Annotated in this window: 15 protein-coding genes, 1 other RNA gene and 3 pseudogenes; 6 read left to right on the forward strand and 13 right to left on the reverse strand. The window is 70.0% G+C overall.

Features of this window, described 5'->3' with window-relative positions; genetic code table 11:
- Positions 1 to 2,441, forward strand: a 2,441-nt coding sequence (locus ACLEQD_RS14440; RefSeq protein WP_410384474.1) for an alpha-2-macroglobulin family protein, incomplete at its 5' end; no start/stop codon positions are given.
- Positions 2,442 to 2,488: 47 nt separating this feature from the next.
- Here the strand turns inward: ACLEQD_RS14440 and ACLEQD_RS14445 are convergent.
- Both ACLEQD_RS14445 and ACLEQD_RS14450 read right to left on the reverse strand, forming a co-directional pair.
- Positions 2,489 to 2,935, reverse strand: a complete 447-nt coding sequence (locus ACLEQD_RS14445; RefSeq protein WP_410384476.1) for an EndoU domain-containing protein — start codon at positions 2,933 to 2,935, stop codon at positions 2,489 to 2,491.
- A 124-nt stretch (positions 2,936 to 3,059) separates the two neighbouring features.
- A complete protein-coding gene (locus ACLEQD_RS14450) occupies positions 3,060 to 3,653 on the reverse strand; it encodes a hypothetical protein (protein WP_410384478.1) in 594 nt (197 codons plus the stop codon).
- 86 nt (positions 3,654 to 3,739) lie between these two features.
- Between ACLEQD_RS14450 and ACLEQD_RS14455 the strand changes: the two genes are divergently transcribed.
- Complete coding sequence (locus tag ACLEQD_RS14455) at positions 3,740 to 4,564, forward strand: SDR family NAD(P)-dependent oxidoreductase (protein WP_410384480.1); 825 nt, start codon at positions 3,740 to 3,742, stop codon at positions 4,562 to 4,564.
- Positions 4,565 to 4,591: 27 nt separating this feature from the next.
- On the opposite strand, the gene tyrS is transcribed toward ACLEQD_RS14455, so the two are convergent.
- The 3 genes from tyrS to ssrS all read right to left on the reverse strand — a co-directional run bounded on the left by tyrS (position 4,592) and on the right by ssrS (position 6,793).
- Complete coding sequence (gene tyrS, locus ACLEQD_RS14460) at positions 4,592 to 5,854, reverse strand: tyrosine--tRNA ligase (RefSeq protein ID WP_410384482.1); 1,263 nt, start codon at positions 5,852 to 5,854, stop codon at positions 4,592 to 4,594.
- A gap of 94 nt (positions 5,855 to 5,948) precedes the next feature.
- Positions 5,949 to 6,581, reverse strand: a complete 633-nt coding sequence (locus ACLEQD_RS14465; RefSeq protein WP_410384484.1) for a 5-formyltetrahydrofolate cyclo-ligase — start codon at positions 6,579 to 6,581, stop codon at positions 5,949 to 5,951.
- A 19-nt stretch (positions 6,582 to 6,600) separates the two neighbouring features.
- A non-coding RNA gene (gene ssrS, locus ACLEQD_RS14470) (6S RNA) lies at positions 6,601 to 6,793 on the reverse strand.
- A gap of 159 nt (positions 6,794 to 6,952) precedes the next feature.
- On the opposite strand from ssrS, the gene ACLEQD_RS14475 reads away from it, so the two are divergent.
- The 3 genes from ACLEQD_RS14475 to ACLEQD_RS14485 all read left to right on the forward strand — a co-directional run bounded on the left by ACLEQD_RS14475 (position 6,953) and on the right by ACLEQD_RS14485 (position 9,213).
- The gene (locus ACLEQD_RS14475; protein ID WP_410384486.1) at positions 6,953 to 7,942 is read left to right on the forward strand and encodes a tetratricopeptide repeat protein; all 990 of its coding nucleotides are present in this window, start codon (positions 6,953 to 6,955) and stop codon (positions 7,940 to 7,942) included.
- On the forward strand, positions 7,939 to 8,931 hold the full coding sequence (locus ACLEQD_RS14480; RefSeq protein WP_410384488.1) for a serine/threonine-protein kinase: 993 nt from the start codon (positions 7,939 to 7,941) through the stop codon (positions 8,929 to 8,931). The genes ACLEQD_RS14475 and ACLEQD_RS14480 overlap by 4 nt, the downstream gene beginning before the upstream one ends.
- A 108-nt stretch (positions 8,932 to 9,039) precedes the next feature.
- Positions 9,040 to 9,213, forward strand: a complete 174-nt coding sequence (locus tag ACLEQD_RS14485) for a hypothetical protein (protein WP_410384490.1) — start codon at positions 9,040 to 9,042, stop codon at positions 9,211 to 9,213.
- Here the strand turns inward: ACLEQD_RS14485 and ACLEQD_RS14490 are convergent.
- From ACLEQD_RS14490 to ACLEQD_RS14520, 7 genes and pseudogenes are all read right to left on the reverse strand, one after another.
- Positions 9,214 to 10,355 (reverse strand): annotated as a pseudogene (locus tag ACLEQD_RS14490) (cysteine desulfurase family protein).
- Positions 10,352 to 11,473 carry a DHH family phosphoesterase gene (locus ACLEQD_RS14495; protein ID WP_410384492.1) on the reverse strand — a complete coding sequence of 374 codons (1,122 nt, stop codon included), beginning with the start codon at positions 11,471 to 11,473 and terminating at the stop codon, positions 10,352 to 10,354. Before ACLEQD_RS14495 ends, ACLEQD_RS14490 begins: the two are co-directional and overlap by 4 nt.
- Positions 11,474 to 11,486: 13 nt before the next feature.
- The gene (locus ACLEQD_RS14500) at positions 11,487 to 12,320 is read right to left on the reverse strand and encodes a deoxyribonuclease IV (RefSeq protein WP_410384493.1); all 834 of its coding nucleotides are present in this window, start codon (positions 12,318 to 12,320) and stop codon (positions 11,487 to 11,489) included.
- 21 nt (positions 12,321 to 12,341) lie between these two features.
- The gene (locus ACLEQD_RS14505) at positions 12,342 to 13,181 is read right to left on the reverse strand and encodes a Fic family protein (RefSeq protein WP_410384495.1); all 840 of its coding nucleotides are present in this window, start codon (positions 13,179 to 13,181) and stop codon (positions 12,342 to 12,344) included.
- A 121-nt stretch (positions 13,182 to 13,302) separates the two neighbouring features.
- Positions 13,303 to 14,639: pseudogene (locus ACLEQD_RS14510) on the reverse strand (AAA family ATPase).
- Between the two features lie 59 nt (positions 14,640 to 14,698).
- A complete protein-coding gene (locus ACLEQD_RS14515) occupies positions 14,699 to 15,649 on the reverse strand; it encodes a branched-chain amino acid transaminase (protein ID WP_410384497.1) in 951 nt (316 codons plus the stop codon).
- 125 nt (positions 15,650 to 15,774) lie between these two features.
- The gene (locus ACLEQD_RS14520) at positions 15,775 to 16,716 is read right to left on the reverse strand and encodes an AAA family ATPase (protein WP_410384499.1); all 942 of its coding nucleotides are present in this window, start codon (positions 16,714 to 16,716) and stop codon (positions 15,775 to 15,777) included.
- Positions 16,717 to 16,907: 191 nt separating this feature from the next.
- On the opposite strand from ACLEQD_RS14520, the gene ACLEQD_RS14525 reads away from it, so the two are divergent.
- Positions 16,908 to 17,135 (forward strand): hypothetical protein, encoded by a 228-nt coding sequence (locus tag ACLEQD_RS14525; protein ID WP_410384501.1) that lies wholly within the window; start codon positions 16,908 to 16,910, stop codon positions 17,133 to 17,135.
- A gap of 88 nt (positions 17,136 to 17,223) precedes the next feature.
- On the opposite strand, the pseudogene ACLEQD_RS14530 reads toward ACLEQD_RS14525, so the two are convergent.
- A pseudogene (locus ACLEQD_RS14530) lies at positions 17,224 to 19,195 on the reverse strand (hypothetical protein); the annotation flags it as partial.

Here is a 19,195-nt window from a genome sequence, read left to right on the forward strand (position 1 = left end):
CGTCGCCCGCGCCGTCCGCCGCGAAAGCCTCGCCGCCGGGCGGCCGGGTGCTGGAGCAGAAGCGGCACGAGATCATCCAGATCATCAAGGGCACCCCCGGCGCCCCGGAACCGGGAGCGCCGGAGGAGCCGCTGCGCTCCAACTTCGCGGAGACGGCGTTCTGGATTCCGCAGCTGCTCACCGGACCGGACGGGGCCGCGGTGCTGGAGTTCACGGTGCCGGACTCGGTGACGGCGTGGGACGTCTGGGTGCACGCGCTCACGCGCGACCTGCGCGGTGGCTCCACGCAGCGCTCCACCCGCAGCGTGAAGGAGCTGATGGTGCGCCCCTACCTGCCGCGCTTCCTGCGCGAGGGAGACCGCGCGGAGCTGGAGGTCGTGGTGAACAACGCGGGGGCGCAGCCGCAGCAGGGGCAGCTCACGCTCGACATCGTGGACCCGGACACGCAGAAGAGCCTGGCCGCGGACTTCGGCGTGAAGACGGCCACGCAGGCCTTCACGGTCGCGGCGGGGAAGGGCACGCACCTGCGCTTCCCCATCACCACGCCCGCGCGCGTGGGGCCGGTGGCCTTCCGTGTGGTCGCGAAGGCGGGCGTGTTCAGCGACGGGGAGCTGCGGCCCCTGCCGGTGCTGCCCGGCCGCATGCACCTGTCCCAGTCGCGCTTCGTGACGCTGCGCGACCAGGACCGCAAGACGCTGACGTTCGACGACCTGAAGCGCTCGGATGACCCCACGCGGGTGAACGAGCAGCTGGTCGTCACGGTGGACGCGCAGCTGTTCTACTCCGTGCTCCAGGCGCTGCCGTACCTGGTGGACTACCCCTATGAGTGCACGGAGCAGACGCTCAACCGCTTCGTGTCCACGGGCATCGTCTCCAGCCTCTTCGACAAGTATCCGTCCGTGGCGAAGGTGGCCCGGGATTTGAGCCAGCGGAGCACGCGCTTCGAGACCTTCGACGGCGTGGACCCGAACCGGAAGATGTCGCTGGAGGAGACGCCCTGGCTCAACGAGGCGAAGGGCGGGACCGGCACCGACGACGCGCTCCTGCGCGTGCTGGATCCGAAGGTGGCCCGGGCCCAACGCCTGTCGTCCCAGGAGAAGCTGCGCAAGTCACAGAACGCGGACGGCGGCTTCCCCTGGTGGCCGGGCGGCCCGTCGTCGCCGTACATGACGCTCTACATCCTGCACGGCCTGTCGCGCGCCATGGAGCACGGCGTGGAGGTGTCGCCCGCCATGACGGAGCCCGCCTGGGGCTACCTCACCACGCACTTCCGGAGCGACTACGCGAACCGCCTGATGAAGAAGGACCTGGGCTGGGAGTTCCTCACGTTCCTCAACTTCGTCGCGTCCGCGTATCCGGACGCGCGCTACACGGGTGAGGCGCTCACGGCGGCCGAGCGGCAGCGCATGCTCGACTACTCCTTCAAGCACTGGAAGGAGCACTCGCCGTACCTCAAGGGGTACCTGGCGCTCACGCTGCACCGGGCGAAGCGCACGAAGGACGCGCAGAAGGTCTGGGACAGCGTGATGGACTCCGCGAAGACGACGGAGGACCAGGGCACCTTCTGGGCCGCGGAGGACCGCGGCTGGCTCTGGTACAACGACACCACGGAGACCCATGCCTTCGCGCTGCGCACGCTGTCGGAGCTGCGCCCGAAGGATGCGCGCCGCGCGGGCCTGGTGCAGTGGCTGCTCCTGGACAAGAAGCTGGGCCACTGGAAGTCCACGCGCGCCACGGCGGAGGCGCTCTACGCGCTGGTGAACTACCTGGAGGCGGAAGGGGCGCTGGCCGTGCGCGAGGAGCTGAAGGTGACGGTGGGCCCGAAGGTGATCCCCATGAGCTTCTCGCCCGACGTGTACACGGGGAAGAAGAACCAGGTGGTGCTCACTGGGCCGGAGGTGAAGCCGGACACGGCGACCACGGTGGTGGAGAAGACGACGCCGGGCTTCGCCTTCGCCTCCGCGACGTGGCACTTCTCCACGGAGGAGCTGCCGAAGGAGGAGCGCGGTGACTTCTTCCAGGTGTCGCGCCGCTACTTCGTGCGCATCCGCGAGGGCACCCAGACGCTGCTGCGCCCGCTGGCGGACGGCGCGACGCTGCGGCCCGGCGACGAGGTGGAGGTGCAGCTGTCCCTGCGCCTGAAGCACGCGGCGGAGTACGTGCACCTGCGCGACCCGCGCGCCGCGGGCCTGGAGCCGGAGAACGCGCAGTCCCGCCACAAGTGGGACCTGGGCATCGTCTGGTACGAGGAGACGCGCGACTCGGGGACGAACTTCTTCTTCGAGGCGCTGCCCGCGGGCGAGTACACGTTCAAGTACCGGCTGCGCGCGAACCTCGCGGGCCGCTTCCGCGTGGGCCCGGCGACGGTGCAGTCCATGTACGCGCCGGAGTTCACCGCGTACTCCACGGGCACGGTGCTCACCGTGGGCAGGGCGCCGTAGGCCGTCAGCGGGGCAGGGGGCCCGCGTCCTTCACGGGCGCGGGTTCGCTACTCCGCGCAGGTGGCGGCCTCTTCGGTGGGGTGCAGCGTGGCGATGCCGTAGGTGCCGTTGCGCGTGCCGCACCAGATGCGCCAGTTGCCGCCACCGATGTCCGGCGCCGAGTACACGCCGCCTTCCTTCTTCGCCCCGCCGCGCGCACAGCAGCGCGCGAACGCCCGGGTTCCGATGGCGGCGATGGAGACCGCGTCCTGTGACGTGGAGAAGCCGCCCATCCGCTTCACGCCGCAGGACCAGGGCGCCAGGCCCTTGAAGCGGATGAGGTACTGCTCGCCCCGCACCGCTTCCTCGCCCCTGGCCGGGCCCTGGTAGCAGACCTTCCCCTCCGCCTCGAGCTGCGCGTAGCGAGGCAGGAAGTGGAGGCCGCCAATGGGGCCGCGCTGCCAGTCATCTCCGCAGAAGACGTGCGTGAACGCGTTGCGCGGACCGGTGCTCACCCACAGGCCCGTCAGCCACTCGATGTTCGCCTGCCGCGAGCCCGGGCGGCCGCCGCGGACAGCGCGCGCTGCACCCGCGCGTCGTCGTAATGCTTCGCGAAGAAGCGCTGCACGTCCCCGGCGCTCACGCTCGCGTCGGGGCGCGCGGGGCACAGGCCCAGCACCTCGCGGTCCAGCGCGGACAGGGCAGGTGCTTGGCGAAGAGGGGCGGCTGCTCACAGGTGCTCGCGCACGCCGCCGCGTCGCCCGGAGCCGCTGCGCGGCCCGCGGGGGCACGCACCACCGCCACCGCGCCAGCTTCTTCGTCATCGGGTGCCGTCGTCGGAGCGCCCGCGCCGCTTCCCACCGGCCCTGCCTCCGCGAGGGCTGCGCCACCGCCCCGGGCCATCTGCTGCTGGCGCGTGTTCTCATGGTCCGCGCGCACGAGCGCGTCCGTGCCGGGGGCCTTCTGGACAGCGTCCGTGGGCGTGCCATCGCAGCGCACCCAGCCTTCGGCCTTCGCTCCCTGGAGCTTGCACCACGCGCGGTCGGGGCCGCCCTTCTTCACGAGCGGATAGGACACGCCCGGCTGCACGGCGAAGACGACCCTGGCGGACTCGGGCTGCTCCACCGCGTCCACGGACTCCTCGGTGACGAAGACGCCGCTGGCCGCGAGGGCGGCGGCGGGGGGCATGGAAATGGCCAGGAAGAAGCAGGCGAGCGACCCGGAGAGGCGCATGGTGCACGCGACTCTAACAGGGGTGCCCGAGGCCCGCTGTTCCCCGGTTGCGCCCGGCGCCGCACCGCGAAATAAGAGCGCCCGACATGAAATCGATGAATTTCCGAGGCCGCTGGGTGCTCATTACCGGCGCGTCGTCCGGCCTGGGGCTGGAGATGGCCCGCCTGCTCGCGAAGGAGCACGGCGCCCACATCATCGCCGTCGCCCGGCGCGAGGACCGGCTCATCGCCCTCAAGGCGGAGCTGGAGGCCGCGCACGGCGTGCAGGTGCTGCCCCTGTCCGCGGACCTCACCCGGCCCGGCGAGGCCACGCGCGTCTTCGAGACCGCCACCGCCGGCCGCACCGTCGACGGCGTCATCCTCAACGCGGGCGTCACCTACTTCGGCCACGCCCTGGAGCAGCAGCCCGAGTCCTTCGACGCGATGCTCGCCACCAACATCACCAGCGTGGTGCGCATGTCCCAGCTCTTCGGCGCGCACTTCGCGAAGCGGGGCGGGGGAGGGGCGCTGATGCTCGTGGCCAGCACCGCGGGCTTCGCGCCGCTGCCGTACCAGACGGCCTACGCGGCGACGAAGTCGTTCGTCATCAGCTACGGGCGCGGCCTGGCCTACGAGCTGCGCAAGGCGGGCGTGTCCGTCACCGTCTTCGCGCCGGGCGGCATCGCCACGGAGATGCTGTCGGTGTCCGGCCTGGACCGGAAGTTCAAGGCGGGCGACGTGGGCATCATGTCCGCGGAGGCCTGCGCGCGCATCGCCGTGGACGCCTTCGAGCACCGCCGCGAGCTCGCCGTGCCCGGCGTCCTCAACCGCTTCCTCGCGACGATGATGAAGCTTTTGCCCCACGGCTTCATGATGGGGCGCTCGGCCGCGCTGTACGAAGGCGCGCTGCCGAAGGAGCCGCCCGCGCCGTGACCCCAGCGCGGGCGGTGCTCAGCGGCCTCAGGCCAGCTTCAGCCGCGCGGCCTTCAGCTTGCCCACCTGCACCGTGTACTCGCCGGCCCCCAGCTCCGCCTTGGGGTCGGTGACCTTCTCGCCGTTCACCCGGACGCCGCCCTGGGTCATCAGCTTGCGCGCCTCCGTGGAGGAGGCCACGAGCTTCGTCTCCGGCAGCACCTTCGTCACCAGCAGCTTCTCCGCGCCCGCGAGCGACACCTCCACCAGGGGCAGCTCCTCCGCGGACAGCTCCTTCTTGGCGAAGCGCTTCTCGAAGTCCTCGGCGGCCTTGCGCCCGGCCTCCTCGCCCTGGAAGCGCGAGGCCATCTCCTGCGCGAAGGCGACCTTCGCGACCTTGGGGTGGGCGGCGCCGGACTTCGTCTTCTCCTCCAGCTCCAGCACCTGCTTGAGCGGCATGGAGGAGAGGAGCTTGTAGTACCGCCACATCAGGTCGTCCGTGATGCTCATCAGCTTGCCGAAGATGCTGTCCGCCGGCTCGTCGATGCCCACGTAGTTGTCCAGGCTCTTGGACATCTTGTCGCCGGTGATGACGCCGTCCACCAGCTTCGCGTCCAGGCCCTCCAGGATGGGGCCCGTCATGATGACCTGCGGCTCCAGCCCCTCCTCCTTCATCAGCTGCCGGCCCACCAGCAGGTTGAAGAGCTGATCCGTCGCGCCCAGCTCCACGTCCGCCTTCAGCGCCACGGAGTCGTAGCCCTGCAGGAGCGGGTAGAGGAACTCGTGGATGGAGATGGAGCGGTTCTCACGGAAGCGCTTCTTGAAGTCGTCGCGCTCCAGCATGCGCTGCACGGAGTAGCGCGCCGCCAGGCGGATCATCCCCTCGGTGCCCAGCGCGTCGAGCCACTCCGAGTTGAACCGCACCACCGTCTTGTCCGGGTCCAGGACCTTGAAGACCTGCTGCTTGTACGTCTCCGAGTTGACCTTCACCTCGTCGCGGGTGAGGGGCGGACGCGTGACGTTCTTGCCGGTGGGGTCGCCGATGAGGGCGGTGAAGTCCCCGATGAGGAACACCACCGTGTGGCCGAACTCCTGGAAGCGCCGCATGCGCGTGAGCAGCAGCGAGTGGCCCAGGTGCAGGTCCGGACGGCTGGGGTCGAAGCCCGCCTTGATGACCAGGGGCTTGCCCTTGTCATACGAGCGCTGGAGCTTCTTCTTCAGGTCCTCCGGCACCTGCAAATCCACGGTGCCGCGAGTGACTTCTTCGAACTGTTCTTCGGGGGTCGCCTTGCGCAGTGCGTCCGGGTTCATGGCGCCGCGGACACTAGCCCAAAAAAGACAACGGGCAGGGCGGGACTTCTCCAGTCCGCCCCACCCGTGAAGGTCCCGTCATCCGCCTGACGACTCAGGTGTCCAGGAAGTCGAAGCTGCGGCACAACCCGCGCAGCGTCTGGCTCTCCGTGACGATCTGGTCCATGTCCACGTCGTCGATCGTCGTGGGCAGCGCCTGGACGATCTGGTCGTTGAAGGCCAGCCCCACCCGGCGGCTGCGCGAGCTGGCCGCCTTGAGGGTGGCGTCGTAGTAGCCACCGCCGCGCCCCAGCCGCTTGCCGTCCGGGCTGAAGCCCAGGCCGGGCACCACGAACAGGTCGATCTGATCCACGGCGATCAGGTCCGAGGAGTTCGTGGGCTCGCGGACGCCCAGGCGTCCCGGCTCCAGCTCGCTCTCCGACTTGATGGCCCGGAAGGCCAGGATGCGCCCATGCACGTGGGACAGCGGGTAGCAGACGATCTTCTCGTCCTGCAACGCCGCGATGAGGATGTCCCGCGTGGGCACCTCGCCCCGGATGGGGGCGTAGAGCGCCACCGTCCGTGCCTTCTGATAGTAGGGGGATGCCAGGAATCGAGACTGGACCTTGAGGCCCCGCTCGTCGATGAGGTCGTTGGTCATCGCCTTGCGGCGCGCCGTCAGTTCCTCACGAAGCGTGACCTTCTTCTCCGCCGCCGCCGCCACCGTATCCGCCGCCGTCTCGCTCACCGCCGCCGCTCCAAAGAAAGAGTCCCCCGCCGAGCCGTGTGTCCAGCGTCCATTGAACCCTTAGAAGCCAGGTGGGGACCGAAATCATGTCACCGCAGGCTTCCCTCATCCCCGGTGAAGGGGGAGGGCTTGCACATGGCGACCGAAACGGACCCCGGAATGGACGTATCGGTTCGAATTTCTGCTGGGCATCACGCACCCCGCAGGGAACAGACCTTTTACCGCTCAACTCTCGCTACAAGTCCTTAGAATCACTGGGAAAATCCCAGGGCGTTCTGGGAAAATGATAAGGATGGAGAAGCGTGCGGTCAAGCCGTCCTCGCGCGTTTACAAGCCGCCCCGTGGACTTCTATGATGCCCGGGTCCCCGACATGTCGCCCCCGACCCCAACATTGGCTCTCGCGGCGGTAGCCTGCCTCGCCTCCGGATTCGCCTGGGCGGGTCCGCAGCTGAACACGACCTACCAGGGAGATGCCTTCGGCCCCATCGAGTTGCGCTCGGACGGGGAACATCTCGTCGGCACCGCGCCGGCCGGGGGGCCCTGCCAGCGCCCGGTCGCCGAGCAGATATTGACGGGGGACTTCCAGGGCAACGTCTTCCTGGGGGAGATCACGCTCTGTCAGACGGGCGACACCTGCACCCCGTCCCGGAGCTTCCCGCTGATGCTCGTCTACAACGTGGAGGAGCGCGCGCTGGCGGGCGTGGTGAGGCTGGAGGGCGGCTGTGAGTCCCCGGCCCTGCCCAAGAGCGGCATGCTGGTGCTGCGGGCCCCGGACCAGGGCGCGGCCCTGACGCCCGTGACGGCGCAGGCGGCCGAGCAGCGTCAGGCGCAGGCCCCCTCGGCGCCGTCCGGTGGCGCCGCGCAGGTGGCGGCGCAGCGCCGGCTGGAGCCGGTGGACGTGGCGGCGACCCTGCGGCAGGGGCAGGCCCAGCTGTTGGCCCAGAACCCCATCGCCGCCTCACAGCAGTTCCAGCTGGTGCTGGCGCAGGAGCGGGAGAAGAACAACGCCTGGGCGCTGACCGGCATGGGGGTGTCGCACTTCCTGCGGCACCAGCAGCAGGAGGCGCTCAAGTACCTGGAGCAGGCGCGCAGCGTGGGCCCCGGCCCGGCGCGGGCGGAGGCCTGGTTCTGGATGGCCTGCGTGAAGCGCGCGGCCCAGGAGTCGCGGGTCGCGCAAGAAGCGCTGCGCCGCGCGCTGGCGGAAGGGTGGTCCCCTCCGGAGGGCAACGCGCTGGTGGAGCGCGAGCTCCAGCAGTTCGCCAGGGAAGGGGCGCTGTACGAGCAGCAGTTGAAGCAGGCCCGCGGTCGCAAGCGGGTCCAGGGCCGTGAGTCGCAAGGAGCTGGAAGCGCCAGCCCGTGAACGCGCCGAACTCCGTGTCGAAGCCTGTTCGCGTCTTCGGCAACTACGAAATCCTGTCGTTGCTGGGCAAGGGCGGCATGGCCGAGGTGTACCGCGCGCGCGTGCGCTCCGGCCCGTACGAGGGCTGGACGGTGGCGCTCAAGCGGCTCTTGCCCGCGCTCACCCGCGACCCGGCGTCGGTGGACCTCTTCCGCCGCGAGGCGCAGCTGTCGCGCCAGCTGGACCACCCGAACATCGTGAAGGTGCTGGACGCGGGGATGCTGGACGACGTGTCCTTCCTGGTGATGGACCTGGTGGACGGGCGCGACCTGGGCCACATCCTGCGCCGGTGCAAGGCGCGCGGGATTCCGCTCCCCGTCGACTTCGCGGTGTACCTGGCGAAGGTGCTGCTGGAGGCGCTCGCGTACGCGCACACCGCCACCGGGCCGGACGGCAAGCCGCTGGGCATCGTCCACTGCGACGTGTCCCCGTCCAACCTGTTCATCTCCCGGGTGGGGGAGATCAAGCTGGGCGACTTCGGCGTGTCGCGCGTGCTGGTGGACGGGAAGCTCCAGGGCGGCGAGGTGCTGGGCAAGCCGTACTACCTGTCCCCGGAGTCGCTGCAGGGCGCCGTCACGCCGGAGGCGGACCTGTGGGCCGCGAGCGTGGTGCTCTATGAGCTGCTCACGCTGGGCCGGCCCTTCGTGGGCACGACGCCGGAGGAGGTCTTCGCGAGCATCCTGTCGCGCAAGTACCGGCTCTTGAGCGCGGTGCGGCCGGACGTCCCGGAGGCGCTGGACGCGGTGCTGGCGCGCGCGTTCGCGGAGAACCCCGAGGACCGCTTCCCGTCCGCGGAGGAGTACGCGAAGGCCCTGTCGCCGCACTTCGACGAGCGCGTGGGCACCCCGCTGGCCATCGCGGCGGTGGTGCGCGGCCTGTTCGGCACCACGGACGAGATGCCCGTGTACCGGAACGCGCCGCCCAACGGCTCCTCCGACGGCAACGGGTAGCCGGGCGGGCAGGGCCCTGGCGCGCGGGCTCCCGGACGGTGGAGCCCGCTGCGGCCCATGCCCCGGATGATGACCTTTCCTCCCGCGAACATGCACCGGGAGGAATCCATGGCGACCGAGCGAAAGCAGCAGCAGCCCGAGCAGGAGCAGCCCGCCCGCGAGACGCGGCACGGCGACGAGCGACGTCCGCCCAAGGCCGATGAGGCCAAGGAGGGGATGCCCGGCTACGGACAGCCGGACCCGGAGGTGCGCGAGAAGAACCTGCCCGAGCAGAAGTGGTGATCAGCCCAGCGCGCGCACGAGGGGCACGTGCGTGCACAGCGCCTCCACCACGCGCTCCACTTCGGCGCTCGTGGTGGAAGGGCCCAGGCTGAAGCGCAGGCTTCCGCGCGCCTGCGCCGGGGACAGGCCCATGGCGCGCAGCACGTGGGACGGGGACAGCGTGCCGGACGCGCAGGCCGCCCCCGACGACACGCGGATGTCCTCCAGGTCCAGCGCCATCAGCAGCGCTTCTCCCTCCACGCCGTCGAAGCGCAGGTTGCTGGTGTTGGGCACCCGGGGCGCCCGGGCTCCGTTCACCGTCACGCCGGGCAGCCGCTGGAGCACCTGCTGTTCGAAGGCGTCGCGGAGGGCCGCGACCCTCGCCGCGGCGCTGGGCTGCTCCGCCGTGGCCAGCTCCAGGGCCAGGGCCAGGGCCTCCGCGTAGGGGACGTTCTGCGTGCCTCCTCGCCGGCCTCCTTCCTGGTGCCCGGGCGTCAGCGCCCGCACGTCCACGCCCTTGCGCACCACGAGCACGCCCACGCCCTGGGGGCCGCCGAACTTGTGCGCGGAGAGGGAGAGGAGGTCCGCGTCCACCTCGCGCAGGGACAGCGGCACCTTGCCCGCGGCCTGCACGGCGTCCGTGTGGAAGAGGATGCCGCGCTGACGGCACGCGCGCGCGGCCTCCGCCACCGGCTGCAGCACGCCCGTCTCGTTGTTGGCCCACATCAACGAGCACAGCGCGGTGTCCGGCGTGAGCGCCTCCAGCACGGCCTCCAGGGGCACGCGGCCGTCGGAGGCGGGGGACAGCCGCACCACCTGGGCGCCGTCCTTCTCCAGCTGCGTGAGGGCTCCCAGCGCCGACGGGTGCTCCACCGAGCTGGACACCACGCGGCGGCGCTCCTTCACGGGCCGGGCGGCGTAGGCGCCCAGGAGCGCGAGCGCATCCGCCTCGCTGCCGACGCGGTGAAGGTGAGCTCCTTCGGCTCGCAGCCGAGCACGCGAGCCACCTTTGCCCGCGCCGCGTCCAGCCGGGCCCGGGCCTCGCGCCCGCCGCCATGCACGCTGGACGCGTTGCCGAAGCCGCCTTCCGTGAAGGCCCGCGCGAGCAGCGCGCCCACCTCCGCGCGCACCGGCGCGGCGGCGTTGTAGTCCCAGTCGATCACGTGTCCTGCGCGGACAGCAGCGACCTCGGCCGCTCCTCGGCGACGCCGAAGGCTTCGAGGAAGCGCGACACCACCTCGCGCTTGAGCGCCTTGCGCTTGTTGGCGCTGCCGGACAGGGGCAGCCGCGCGCCGGCCATGCTGCCGTGGCCGCCGGAGGAGCCGCCCAGGTCGTCGCACAGCTCGCGGATGAGGCGGCCCGCGTTCATGCGCCGGTCCTTCACCCGCAGGCTCAGGAAGAGCTGGTTGCGGAACGTGCCGTACGCCAGGGACCACTTCATCCCCTCGAGGTACATCATCCGCTCGGCGACCTCCGCCACCATGTCCGGGGAGTAGACCTCCTCCAGGTCGGTGATGATGGCGGTGCCGTAGACCTTCGCCTTCTCGATGGAGGTGTGGAACAGCTGGAAGAAGCGCGCGGGCAGCTCCGGGTGCTCAATCTGTCCCAGCAGCTGCTTGTCGCAGCGGGGGAACAGCCACAGGTAGCTGTCCACGTCCGTCTGGGTCGTCTCACGGCCCAGGTCCCGCGTGTCCGCCTTGATGCCGTAGAAGAGCGCGGTGGCGATCTCCACGGACGGCTCCAGCCGGGCGGCCCGCAGGTACTCCACCAGCATCGTGGAGGTGGCGCCGAAGTCGCCGCCCACGTCCGCGAAGGGCGCCAGCAGGCTCTCCTCGCGCAGCGGGTGGTGGTCCACCACCAGGTCCGCGCGGTAGCGCGCCGGCAGCGAGTGGTTGCGCACCGGCGGCTGCGTGTCCACCAGGCCGAAGAGGTCGTACTGGCTGAAGTCGATCTGCGACACGTGCGACACCGGCAGCCGCAGCACGCGCACGAAGGCGACGTTCTCCGCGCGCCCGATGATGCCGCCGTAGCCCACCTGGGCCTCGATGCCGGCCTTGCGCTCCAGCAGGTGGGCGAGCGACACCGCCGCCGCCATGGAGTCGGGGTCCGGGTTGTCGTGCGTGAGGATGAGCGCACGGCGGTGGCCCTTGGCCACCTGGAGCAGGCGGCCCAGCTTGTCGGCGGCCGGCAGCTTCGCCAACCGCGCTGGCGGAGGCTCCGTGAGCTCGCCGCCGGCGGGAAGCTGGGAGCGGCGGCTTGGGAAGGACGGGGTCAAAGGCATGGGGACTCTTCTTTTACTTCCTCCGGCACAGGGATTCGAGAAGTCGGATGTTCTCCCCATAACGTTCCGGAAAGGGTGTTTCCAGCACCCCAATGGTGTCGACGAACCGCGCGTCCTTCATGAGGCAGCGGAAGGCCGTCAGGCCGATTGCTCCCTTGCCCGGTTCCTCGTGGCGGTCCACCCTGCACCCCAGCTCCTTCTTGCAGTCGTTGAGGTGGAAGGCGCGCACGCGGTCCAGGCCCACCCGCCGGTCGCACTCGTCCATCACCGCCGCGTAGCCCCCGGGCGTCCGCAGGTCATAGCCCGCCGCGAACAGGTGGCACGTGTCCAGGCACACCGCCAGCCGCGCCTCGTCCGCGACGCGGGAGAGCAGCTCCTCCAGGTGCTCGAAGCGCCAGCCCAGCGCGTTGCCCTGGCCCGCCGTCACCTCCAGGCAGACGCGGGCCTGGAAGCCGGGGCAGCGGCGGTGCACCTCGTCCAGCGCTTCGGCGATGCGCGTGAGGCCGCGCGCCTCGTCCGGGTGGGAGCCGGGGTGGAGGATGAGCAGCGGGATGCCCAGGCGCTCGCAGCGGGTGAGCTCCTCGGTGACGCACGCGAGCGACTTCTCGCGCGCCTCCGGGACTTCACCGGCCAGGTTCACCAGGTAGCTGCCGTGGGCGATGACGGGCAGGCCCGTGCGGCGGGCCTCGGCGCGGAAGGCCTGGGCCTCCGCGTCCGTCAGCGCGGGGGCGCTCCAGCCCCGCGCGTTCTTCGTGAAGATCTGCAGGGCGCGGGCGCCGTGCGCTTCGGCTCGCTGGAAGGCCTGGCTCACGCCCCCCGCGATGGATTCATGAGCCCCGATGCGCACGGCTTCGACTTCGTCTCCCGGCTACTCGACGGTCTTGTACTTGCGACCCAGGTCGCGGAAGTACTTCACGCCGTTGTCGAGCGAGTTCTCCATCGCGTCCATCAGCACCGTGCGGAACACGGCCACGGGCGCGCGGAAGGACTCGTAGTAGCGCTGCCGGTCGATGGAGTGGATGACCGCGGGCATGTAGCCGTTGCGCAGCAGGATGAGGTTGCTGCACATGCGCCCCACCTTCCCGCTGTGCTCGGTGAAGGGGAAGATCTGCAGGAACTCGTGCTGCACCACCGCCGCCTGCTTGATGGGGTGGAACTCGCGGAACTCCGCGCTGGCGGTGTGGTCCACGAGCTTCTCCAGCCGGGCCTGGATCTTCGCGGGCTGGGTGATGTCGTGGAAGTAGGTGCGGTGCAGGGGCATGTCCTTGCGCAGCCCCGCGCGGTCGCGCTCCTTGGCCAGCTCCTTCTCCGTGCGCTCGCGGCGCTCCATGCGCGCACGCTCGGCCAGGGCCTCCGGCGTGTTGCCCAGGAAGAGGTCGTGCATCCGCTTGATGGTGGTGAGCGTGAGCGCGGACTGCTTCTTCGCGCCCGCCGCCTCCTCACGGATGAAGTCCGCCACCGCCTTGTGGTTGCGGATCTCCAGCACCACCGGGATCATGGAGGCTTCGGCCGCGGTGCGCGCCGGGAAGAGCGCGGCCATCAGCTCCTGGTGCGTGTACACGACGCCTTCGAGCGCGGCGTCGTGGTAGATCCACGACATCTCGAAGCGGTCGAGGAACTCACGCGCGGGCTGCTTGTCCTTGTAGATCTCAAGGTACTCGTGCAGCTGCTCGTTCTTCTCGTCGATGTCCTGGTAGCGTTCCTTCACGGACTGCGGCTCCTTCTCGCTCCGGCCCGCCCCGGGCGCTGATTCTCAAGAGGCTGCGCCGGGAGGTACAACGGCACGCGGAGTCTAGAAATTCCGCGCGGTTGGAACAAATAAAACCCGACTAGAGATTCACCAGGAAGACCTCGCACGCCTGATCGAGCAGGTCTTTTGAAAGGGCTGGCGGGATTTGCCGGTATCGGGCGGCGTCCCGGATGAGCGACACGAGGTCCCGGGGGTGGCAGGAGCGCATCTCCATGCTGCGCGGCTTGTAGTAGTGCTCCACCAGGTAGGTGATGGCCTGGTCCACGTAGGGGATGCCCGCCGCCTCGCACACCCGGCGGAAGATCTCCCGGTAGGACTCCTCGTCCGGGTTGCCGACTTCAATCTTGTACTTGATGCGCCGCAGGAAGGCCTCGTCCACCAGCTCCTTGGGGTCCAGGTTGGTGGAGAAGACGAGGAGCTGATCGAAGGGAATCTCGAACTTCTTGCCGGTGTGCAGGGTGAGGAAGTCCACCCGCTTCTCCAGGGGGACGATCCACCGGTTGAGCAGGTCCGTGGGGTGGACCTTCTGGCGGCCGAAGTCGTCGATGAGGAGCATGCCGCCGTTGGCCTTCACCTGGAACGGCGCCTCGTAGAAGCGGGTGCTCTCCGAGTAGATGAGGTCCAACGTCTCCAGCGTCAGCTCGCCGCCCACCACCACCGCGGGGCGGCGGCAGAGCGACCAGCGCTTGTCCATTTCGAAGGTCTGCCGGCGGCCGTTGGCGTCGCGGCCGACCTCCAGCGACACGGGCGTGTGGATGATCCGGTCGAAGACTTGATGATCTGATTGTCGATTTCGAGGCAGTGCGGGACGAAGACCTCGCCGCCGAACATGTGCGAGATGGCCTCCGCCAGGCTCGTCTTGCCGTTGCCCGGCGGGCCGTAGAGGAAGAGGGAGCGGCCGGAGTTCACGGCCGGGCCCAGCTTGTCCATCAGCTCCGCGGAGACGGTGAGGTGGCCCAGGGCGGCGACCAGGTCCTCCTGGCCCACGACGGGCGTCTCCTCCGTCTGGCTGCTGATGAGGGCGTTGTACTGCTCGATGGGGACCGGGGCGGGGCCCACGTAGGTGGAGCGGGTGAGGGCGTCACGCGCGTACTCGCGGCCCTTCTCCGTGAGGGCGAACTCCACGGAGGCGCGGCCAAAGCCCTTGCCGCCGCGCAGGTCCACGAGCTTCTCCGCGGCGAGGAAGTCCACCACGTGCTCGACGACGCCGGACCAGGGCAGGCACATGCTCTCCGCGATGGCCATGCCCGTGCCGGTGCCGGCGTAATAGAGGAACTTGAGGCCCAGGTCCGCCAGCAGACCCAACTTCAGCCCCGTGTCCTCCAGCGACTTCGGCTCCGAGGGAGCGATGTCGAGGACGGACGGGTTCTCCAGCTTGAACGGATTGTCTTCGTACGCGTAGCCGGCGGGAGGCATCGGGTACGGGTTCTACCCGATTCCCTCGTCCGCCGGGACTTCACGTCCGCCGACTGTCCTCAAACGTAGGTCAGCCAGTCCGCATAGCGGGCTTCCTGGCCCCGCACGACGCGGAAGTACGTCTCCTGGACGAACCGGCTGATGGGGCCGGGCTTGCCGTCGCCAATCTGGCGGTTGTCCACCTCTCGCACCGGGGTGATCTCCGCGGCGGTGCCGGTGAAGAAGACCTCGTTGGAGATGTAGAGGGCGTCGCGGGTGAAGGTGACCTCCTCGATGGCGGTGTGGCCGGCGTCGCGCAGCAGCTTCAGCACCGTGTCGCGGGTGATGCCGTCCAGCACGGGGGACGAGAGGGGCGGGGTCTTGATGACGCCCTTCTTGTTCACCATGAAGATGTTCTCGCCGGAGGCCTCCGCGACGAAGCCGCTGACGTCCAGGAGGATGGCCTCGTCGTAGCCGGCCATCACCGCCTCGCGCTTGGCGAGGATGGAGTTGACGTACTGGCCGGTGATCTTGCCGCGCACCATGTTCACGTTCACGTGGTTGCGCGTGAAGGAGCTGACCTTGGCGCGGATGCCGTCCTTCATGCCCTTGTCGCCCAGGTACGCGCCCCAGTCCCAGGCGGTGATGCCCACGCGGGTGGGGTTCACCGCGCCCAGGCCCATGGCGCCGTCACCCATGAAGGCCACCGGGCGCAGGTAGGCGCCGTTGGCGAACTGCGCCTTCTGCTTGCGCAGGAGCTCCAGCGTGGCCTCCACCAGCGCGTCTTCGCTGTAGGGCAGCTGCAGCATGATGATGTGCGCGGAGTCGAGCAGGCGGCGGATGTGCTCGCGCAGCCGGAAGACGGCGAGCCGGCCATCGTGGGTCTTGTAGGCGCGGATGCCCTCGAAGACGCCCAGGCCGTAGTGGAGGGCGTGCGTCATCAGGTGCACGTTGCCCTCGTCCCATTTCACCAGCTTCCCATCGAGCCAGATGTGTTCGGCGCGCAGCACGGAGGATGAGGTCGAGCTCATCGGGAAGTTCCTTGTCGGGCTAGAGGTGGGACCGCTTGGGGACTTGTATCCAGGCCCACCGGGGACGCAAAGCGTGAAACGCCAACGATCCGTCCCAAGCGTCCCCTGGCGCGCGGCGCCGTGCGTCAGGCCTGGGCGATGGCGGGCAGGTTGGCGCGGGCCTTCTCGATGTCGCCCTCGTATTTGAGGACGAGGTTGAGCGTGGCGGCGACGACGTCCGAGCTGAGCGCTTCGGCGTTGAGCAGCGCCAGGCTCTGCGCCCAGTCCAGCGTCTCGCTGATGGACGGGGCCTTCTTCAAGTCCAGCGCGCGGATGGCGGCCACGGCCTCCACCACCTGCTCGGCCAGCACCTGGGGGAGCTCCGGCAGGCGCGAGCGGACGATCTTCAGCTCGCGCTCGCGGTCCGGGAAGTCGATGTGCAGGTGCAGGCAGCGGCGCTTGAGCGCGTCGGACAGCTCGCGGGCGTTGTTGCTGGTGAGGATGACGCGCGGGATGTGGCGGGCCCGGATGGTGCCCAGCTCCGGCACCGTGACAGCGTTGTCAGAGAGGACCTCCAGCAGGAAGGCCTCGAACTCCGGATCCGCCTTGTCGATTTCGTCCACCAGCAGCAGGGCCGGCGTGGGCGACAGCTGGGCCTGGAGGATGGGGCGGGGGAGGAGGAAGCGCTCGGAGAAGAACACCGCGTCGCCGGACGCGAGCCGGTCCGCGGCCTCCGCCAGCGTGGAGGTGCCCTGGGTCAGCTCGCCAATCTTGTCCTTGAGCAGCTGGGTGTAGAGCAGCTGCTTGGCGTACTCCCACTCGTAGAGGGCCTTCGCCTCGTCCAGGCCCTCGTAGCACTGGAGGCGGAGGAAGGTCCGGTCCAGCGCCTGCGCCAGGGCCTTGGCCAGCTCCGTCTTGCCCACGCCGGCCGGGCCCTCCACCAGGATGGGCTTGCCCATCCGGTCCGCCAGGAACACCGCCGTCGCGATCTCGGGCGACGACAGGTAGCCCACCGCCTCCAGGCGACGCGCCGCGTCCTCCACGCTGGTGAACGAGCGAATCTCCGGAGTCAGTTGAGGGGGGCTCACGCCCGTCAACTTAACCGACGGTTTCGCGCCGACTGCGGCAAAAATGCCAGGGTTGTGGGGATGCCGTCCGCACTCTTGAGGGCCTTGGGAGCTGTAACCCTGCGGAATCTGGGTGCGTAATTGTTTTCGCACCGTGGGCATGCACCGTGCATCGAAGCGTGCGTATCTCAGGACGAACGAGGTCGCGGGTCATGTGGGCGTGGCTGAAGTTGGCGATGGCGGTGCTGGTGGTGGTGATGCCGGGGGGCTTCCCCCTCGTGCTGGCGTACATCGCGACGCGGACGGTGCTGGAGCGCTGGCGGCAGGCGCAGGCGCAGGCCCGGGCAGAGGGGCGGCCGGTGTCGGTGGTGCGGGACGTGGTGGGCGCGCTGCACTTCCGGGACCTCATCCGTGAGGCGCGGGCGGCCACGGCGCTTTAGGCCGGCGGGACGGGCTTGAGCTGGACGAAGGGCCCGGCACTCCCTGGGAGTGCGCGGGCCCTTGTCGTTTCCGGAGGCCGGAGAGGCGCTACTTGTCGAGCTCGTCGACGAGCGCGGTCCAGTCGTCCTCGCCGCCTTCGGGGGCGGTGGGCAGCTGCATCACCATGGTGCGCTCCGGGGCCTCGTCGTCCACGGGGATGGGCGCCGCGGCGGCCTTCTTCGCGGCGGGCCTGGCGGCGGCCTTCGCCGGGGGCTTGGCGGCGGCCGGGATGACCGGGTTCGCCTGGACCGTGGCGGCCAGGTGCTCGTCCTCGGTGGCCTTGGTGCCCTTCGCGGCGTTCGCGGCGGCGGCCGGGGCCTTGGTCTTGTAGCGGGCCAGCTCCAGCTCCGCGACCTTGAGCGCCTTGCTCTTCTCCTGGACGGACGTCTGGAGGCGGGCGACCTCCTGGGCCTTGATGGACTCGCGGCGCTCGAGCTCCGCCTTCTGCTTGGCGTTGAGGTCCTCCAGCTCCTTGGCCTGACGGGCCTCCAGGTCCTTGCGCTCCTTCTGCGCCGTGGCGGCCTTCGCGGCCGCTTCGTTGGCCTTGGCCTCCGCCGCGGCGACGCGGGCGTTGAGCTCCTTCTCCGCGCGGGCGCGGGTGCTCTGGGCGTTCTCCAGCGCCAGCTCCAGGTCCTGCGCCTTCTTGGTGCGCGCCTGCAGCTGGGCCTGGGCCTCCTTGAGCTTCGCCTCCGTGTCGGCGGCGAACTTCTGGGCCTCCTGGGAGAGCTGCGCGATGCGCTGATCCGCCTTCGCGAGCTTCGCGGAGAGGTCGTCGGCCTGCTTCTTCGCCTCGGCGGCGGCGGCCTGCGCCTGCTGGGCCTGCGCTTGAGCCTGGGCCTGCGCCTGCTGGAGCTGGCCGGCCAGTCCGTCGCGCTCGCTGGTGAGCTTCTTCGCCTGTTGCGCGGCCTGCTGCAGCTGCGCGTCGCGGTCCGCGATGGCCTTGCGCGCCCCGTCCAGCTCGCCGGAGACGTTGCCCAACTGCTGGTTGAGCGCGTCCGCCTGCTTCTTCGCCTCGGCGGCCTGGGCCTCCAGCTGGCCTTCCAGCTGCTTGAGCTGATCCGTGCGGGTGGCGACCTCGCGGTTGAGCACCTCCGCCTGACGCATCTTCTCCTGCGTCACGTGCGTGAGCTTGCGGAGCGTGTCCGACAGCTCCTTGCCCTTGGTGTCGACCTCGTTCTGGAGGAGCTCCTCACGGCGCTGCGACTCGTGGGTGAGCGTCTGGAGGCGGTCCTCCAGGTCGTGCCGCGCGTCCTCCGTCTGCGCGAGCCTGGAGGACAGCTGCGTGACTTCCGACACGCGCGTGCCCAGCTCGTGCTTGGTGACGATGAGCTGCTCGGCCAGGTCCTCGCCGTTGGCCTGGGCCTCGGTGAGCTGGCGCGTGAGCTCCGCCTGCGCGCTGGCGGCGGCCTGACGGGCCTGGGCGTGGGCCTGCTCCTCGCGGGCCAGCGCCTCCTGGGTGCTGGCGAGCTGGCCTGCGTGTCGGCCAGCTGCCGCGAGGTGGCGTTCAGCTCCGCGAACAGGTTGTCGCGCTCGCCGGTGAGGGCGTTGATGCGCGCGGTGGTCTCCTCCGCGAGCGCCGCGTGGGCGGTGCGCTCGGCGTCGTAGAGCCCCTGCGTCTCCGACAGGTCCGCGCGCAGCTGGCCAATCTGGCCGGTGAGGTCCTGCTCCAGCGCGTCCTTGGCCTGATGGAGCGCCTGCAGCTCCGCGATGCGCGCGTCGCGCTCCTCGGTGGTGCGGGCGAGGAGGCCGTTGGTCTGCTGGAGGATGTCGCGCGTCTCGTTCAGCTCCGCGTCCAGCTCGTCGCGGTGCGAGGTCACCTGCGCCAGGTCGGCGCGCGTCGTCTCCAGGGTGTCCTGGGTCTGCGTGAGCGTCTGGCTGGTGGCCTCCAGCTCGCCGCGCGTCTCCGCGAGCGTGCCTTCCGTGCTGGACAGCGTCGCCTGCGTGTCGGCGAGCGTGCCTCCGTGCGCGCAGCGTGCCTGCGTGTCCGCGAGGGTCGCCTCGGTGCGCGCCAGCGTCTGGC

Source organism: Corallococcus sp. 4LFB, assembly GCF_046520365.1.
GTDB lineage: Bacteria > Myxococcota > Myxococcia > Myxococcales > Myxococcaceae > Corallococcus > Corallococcus caeni.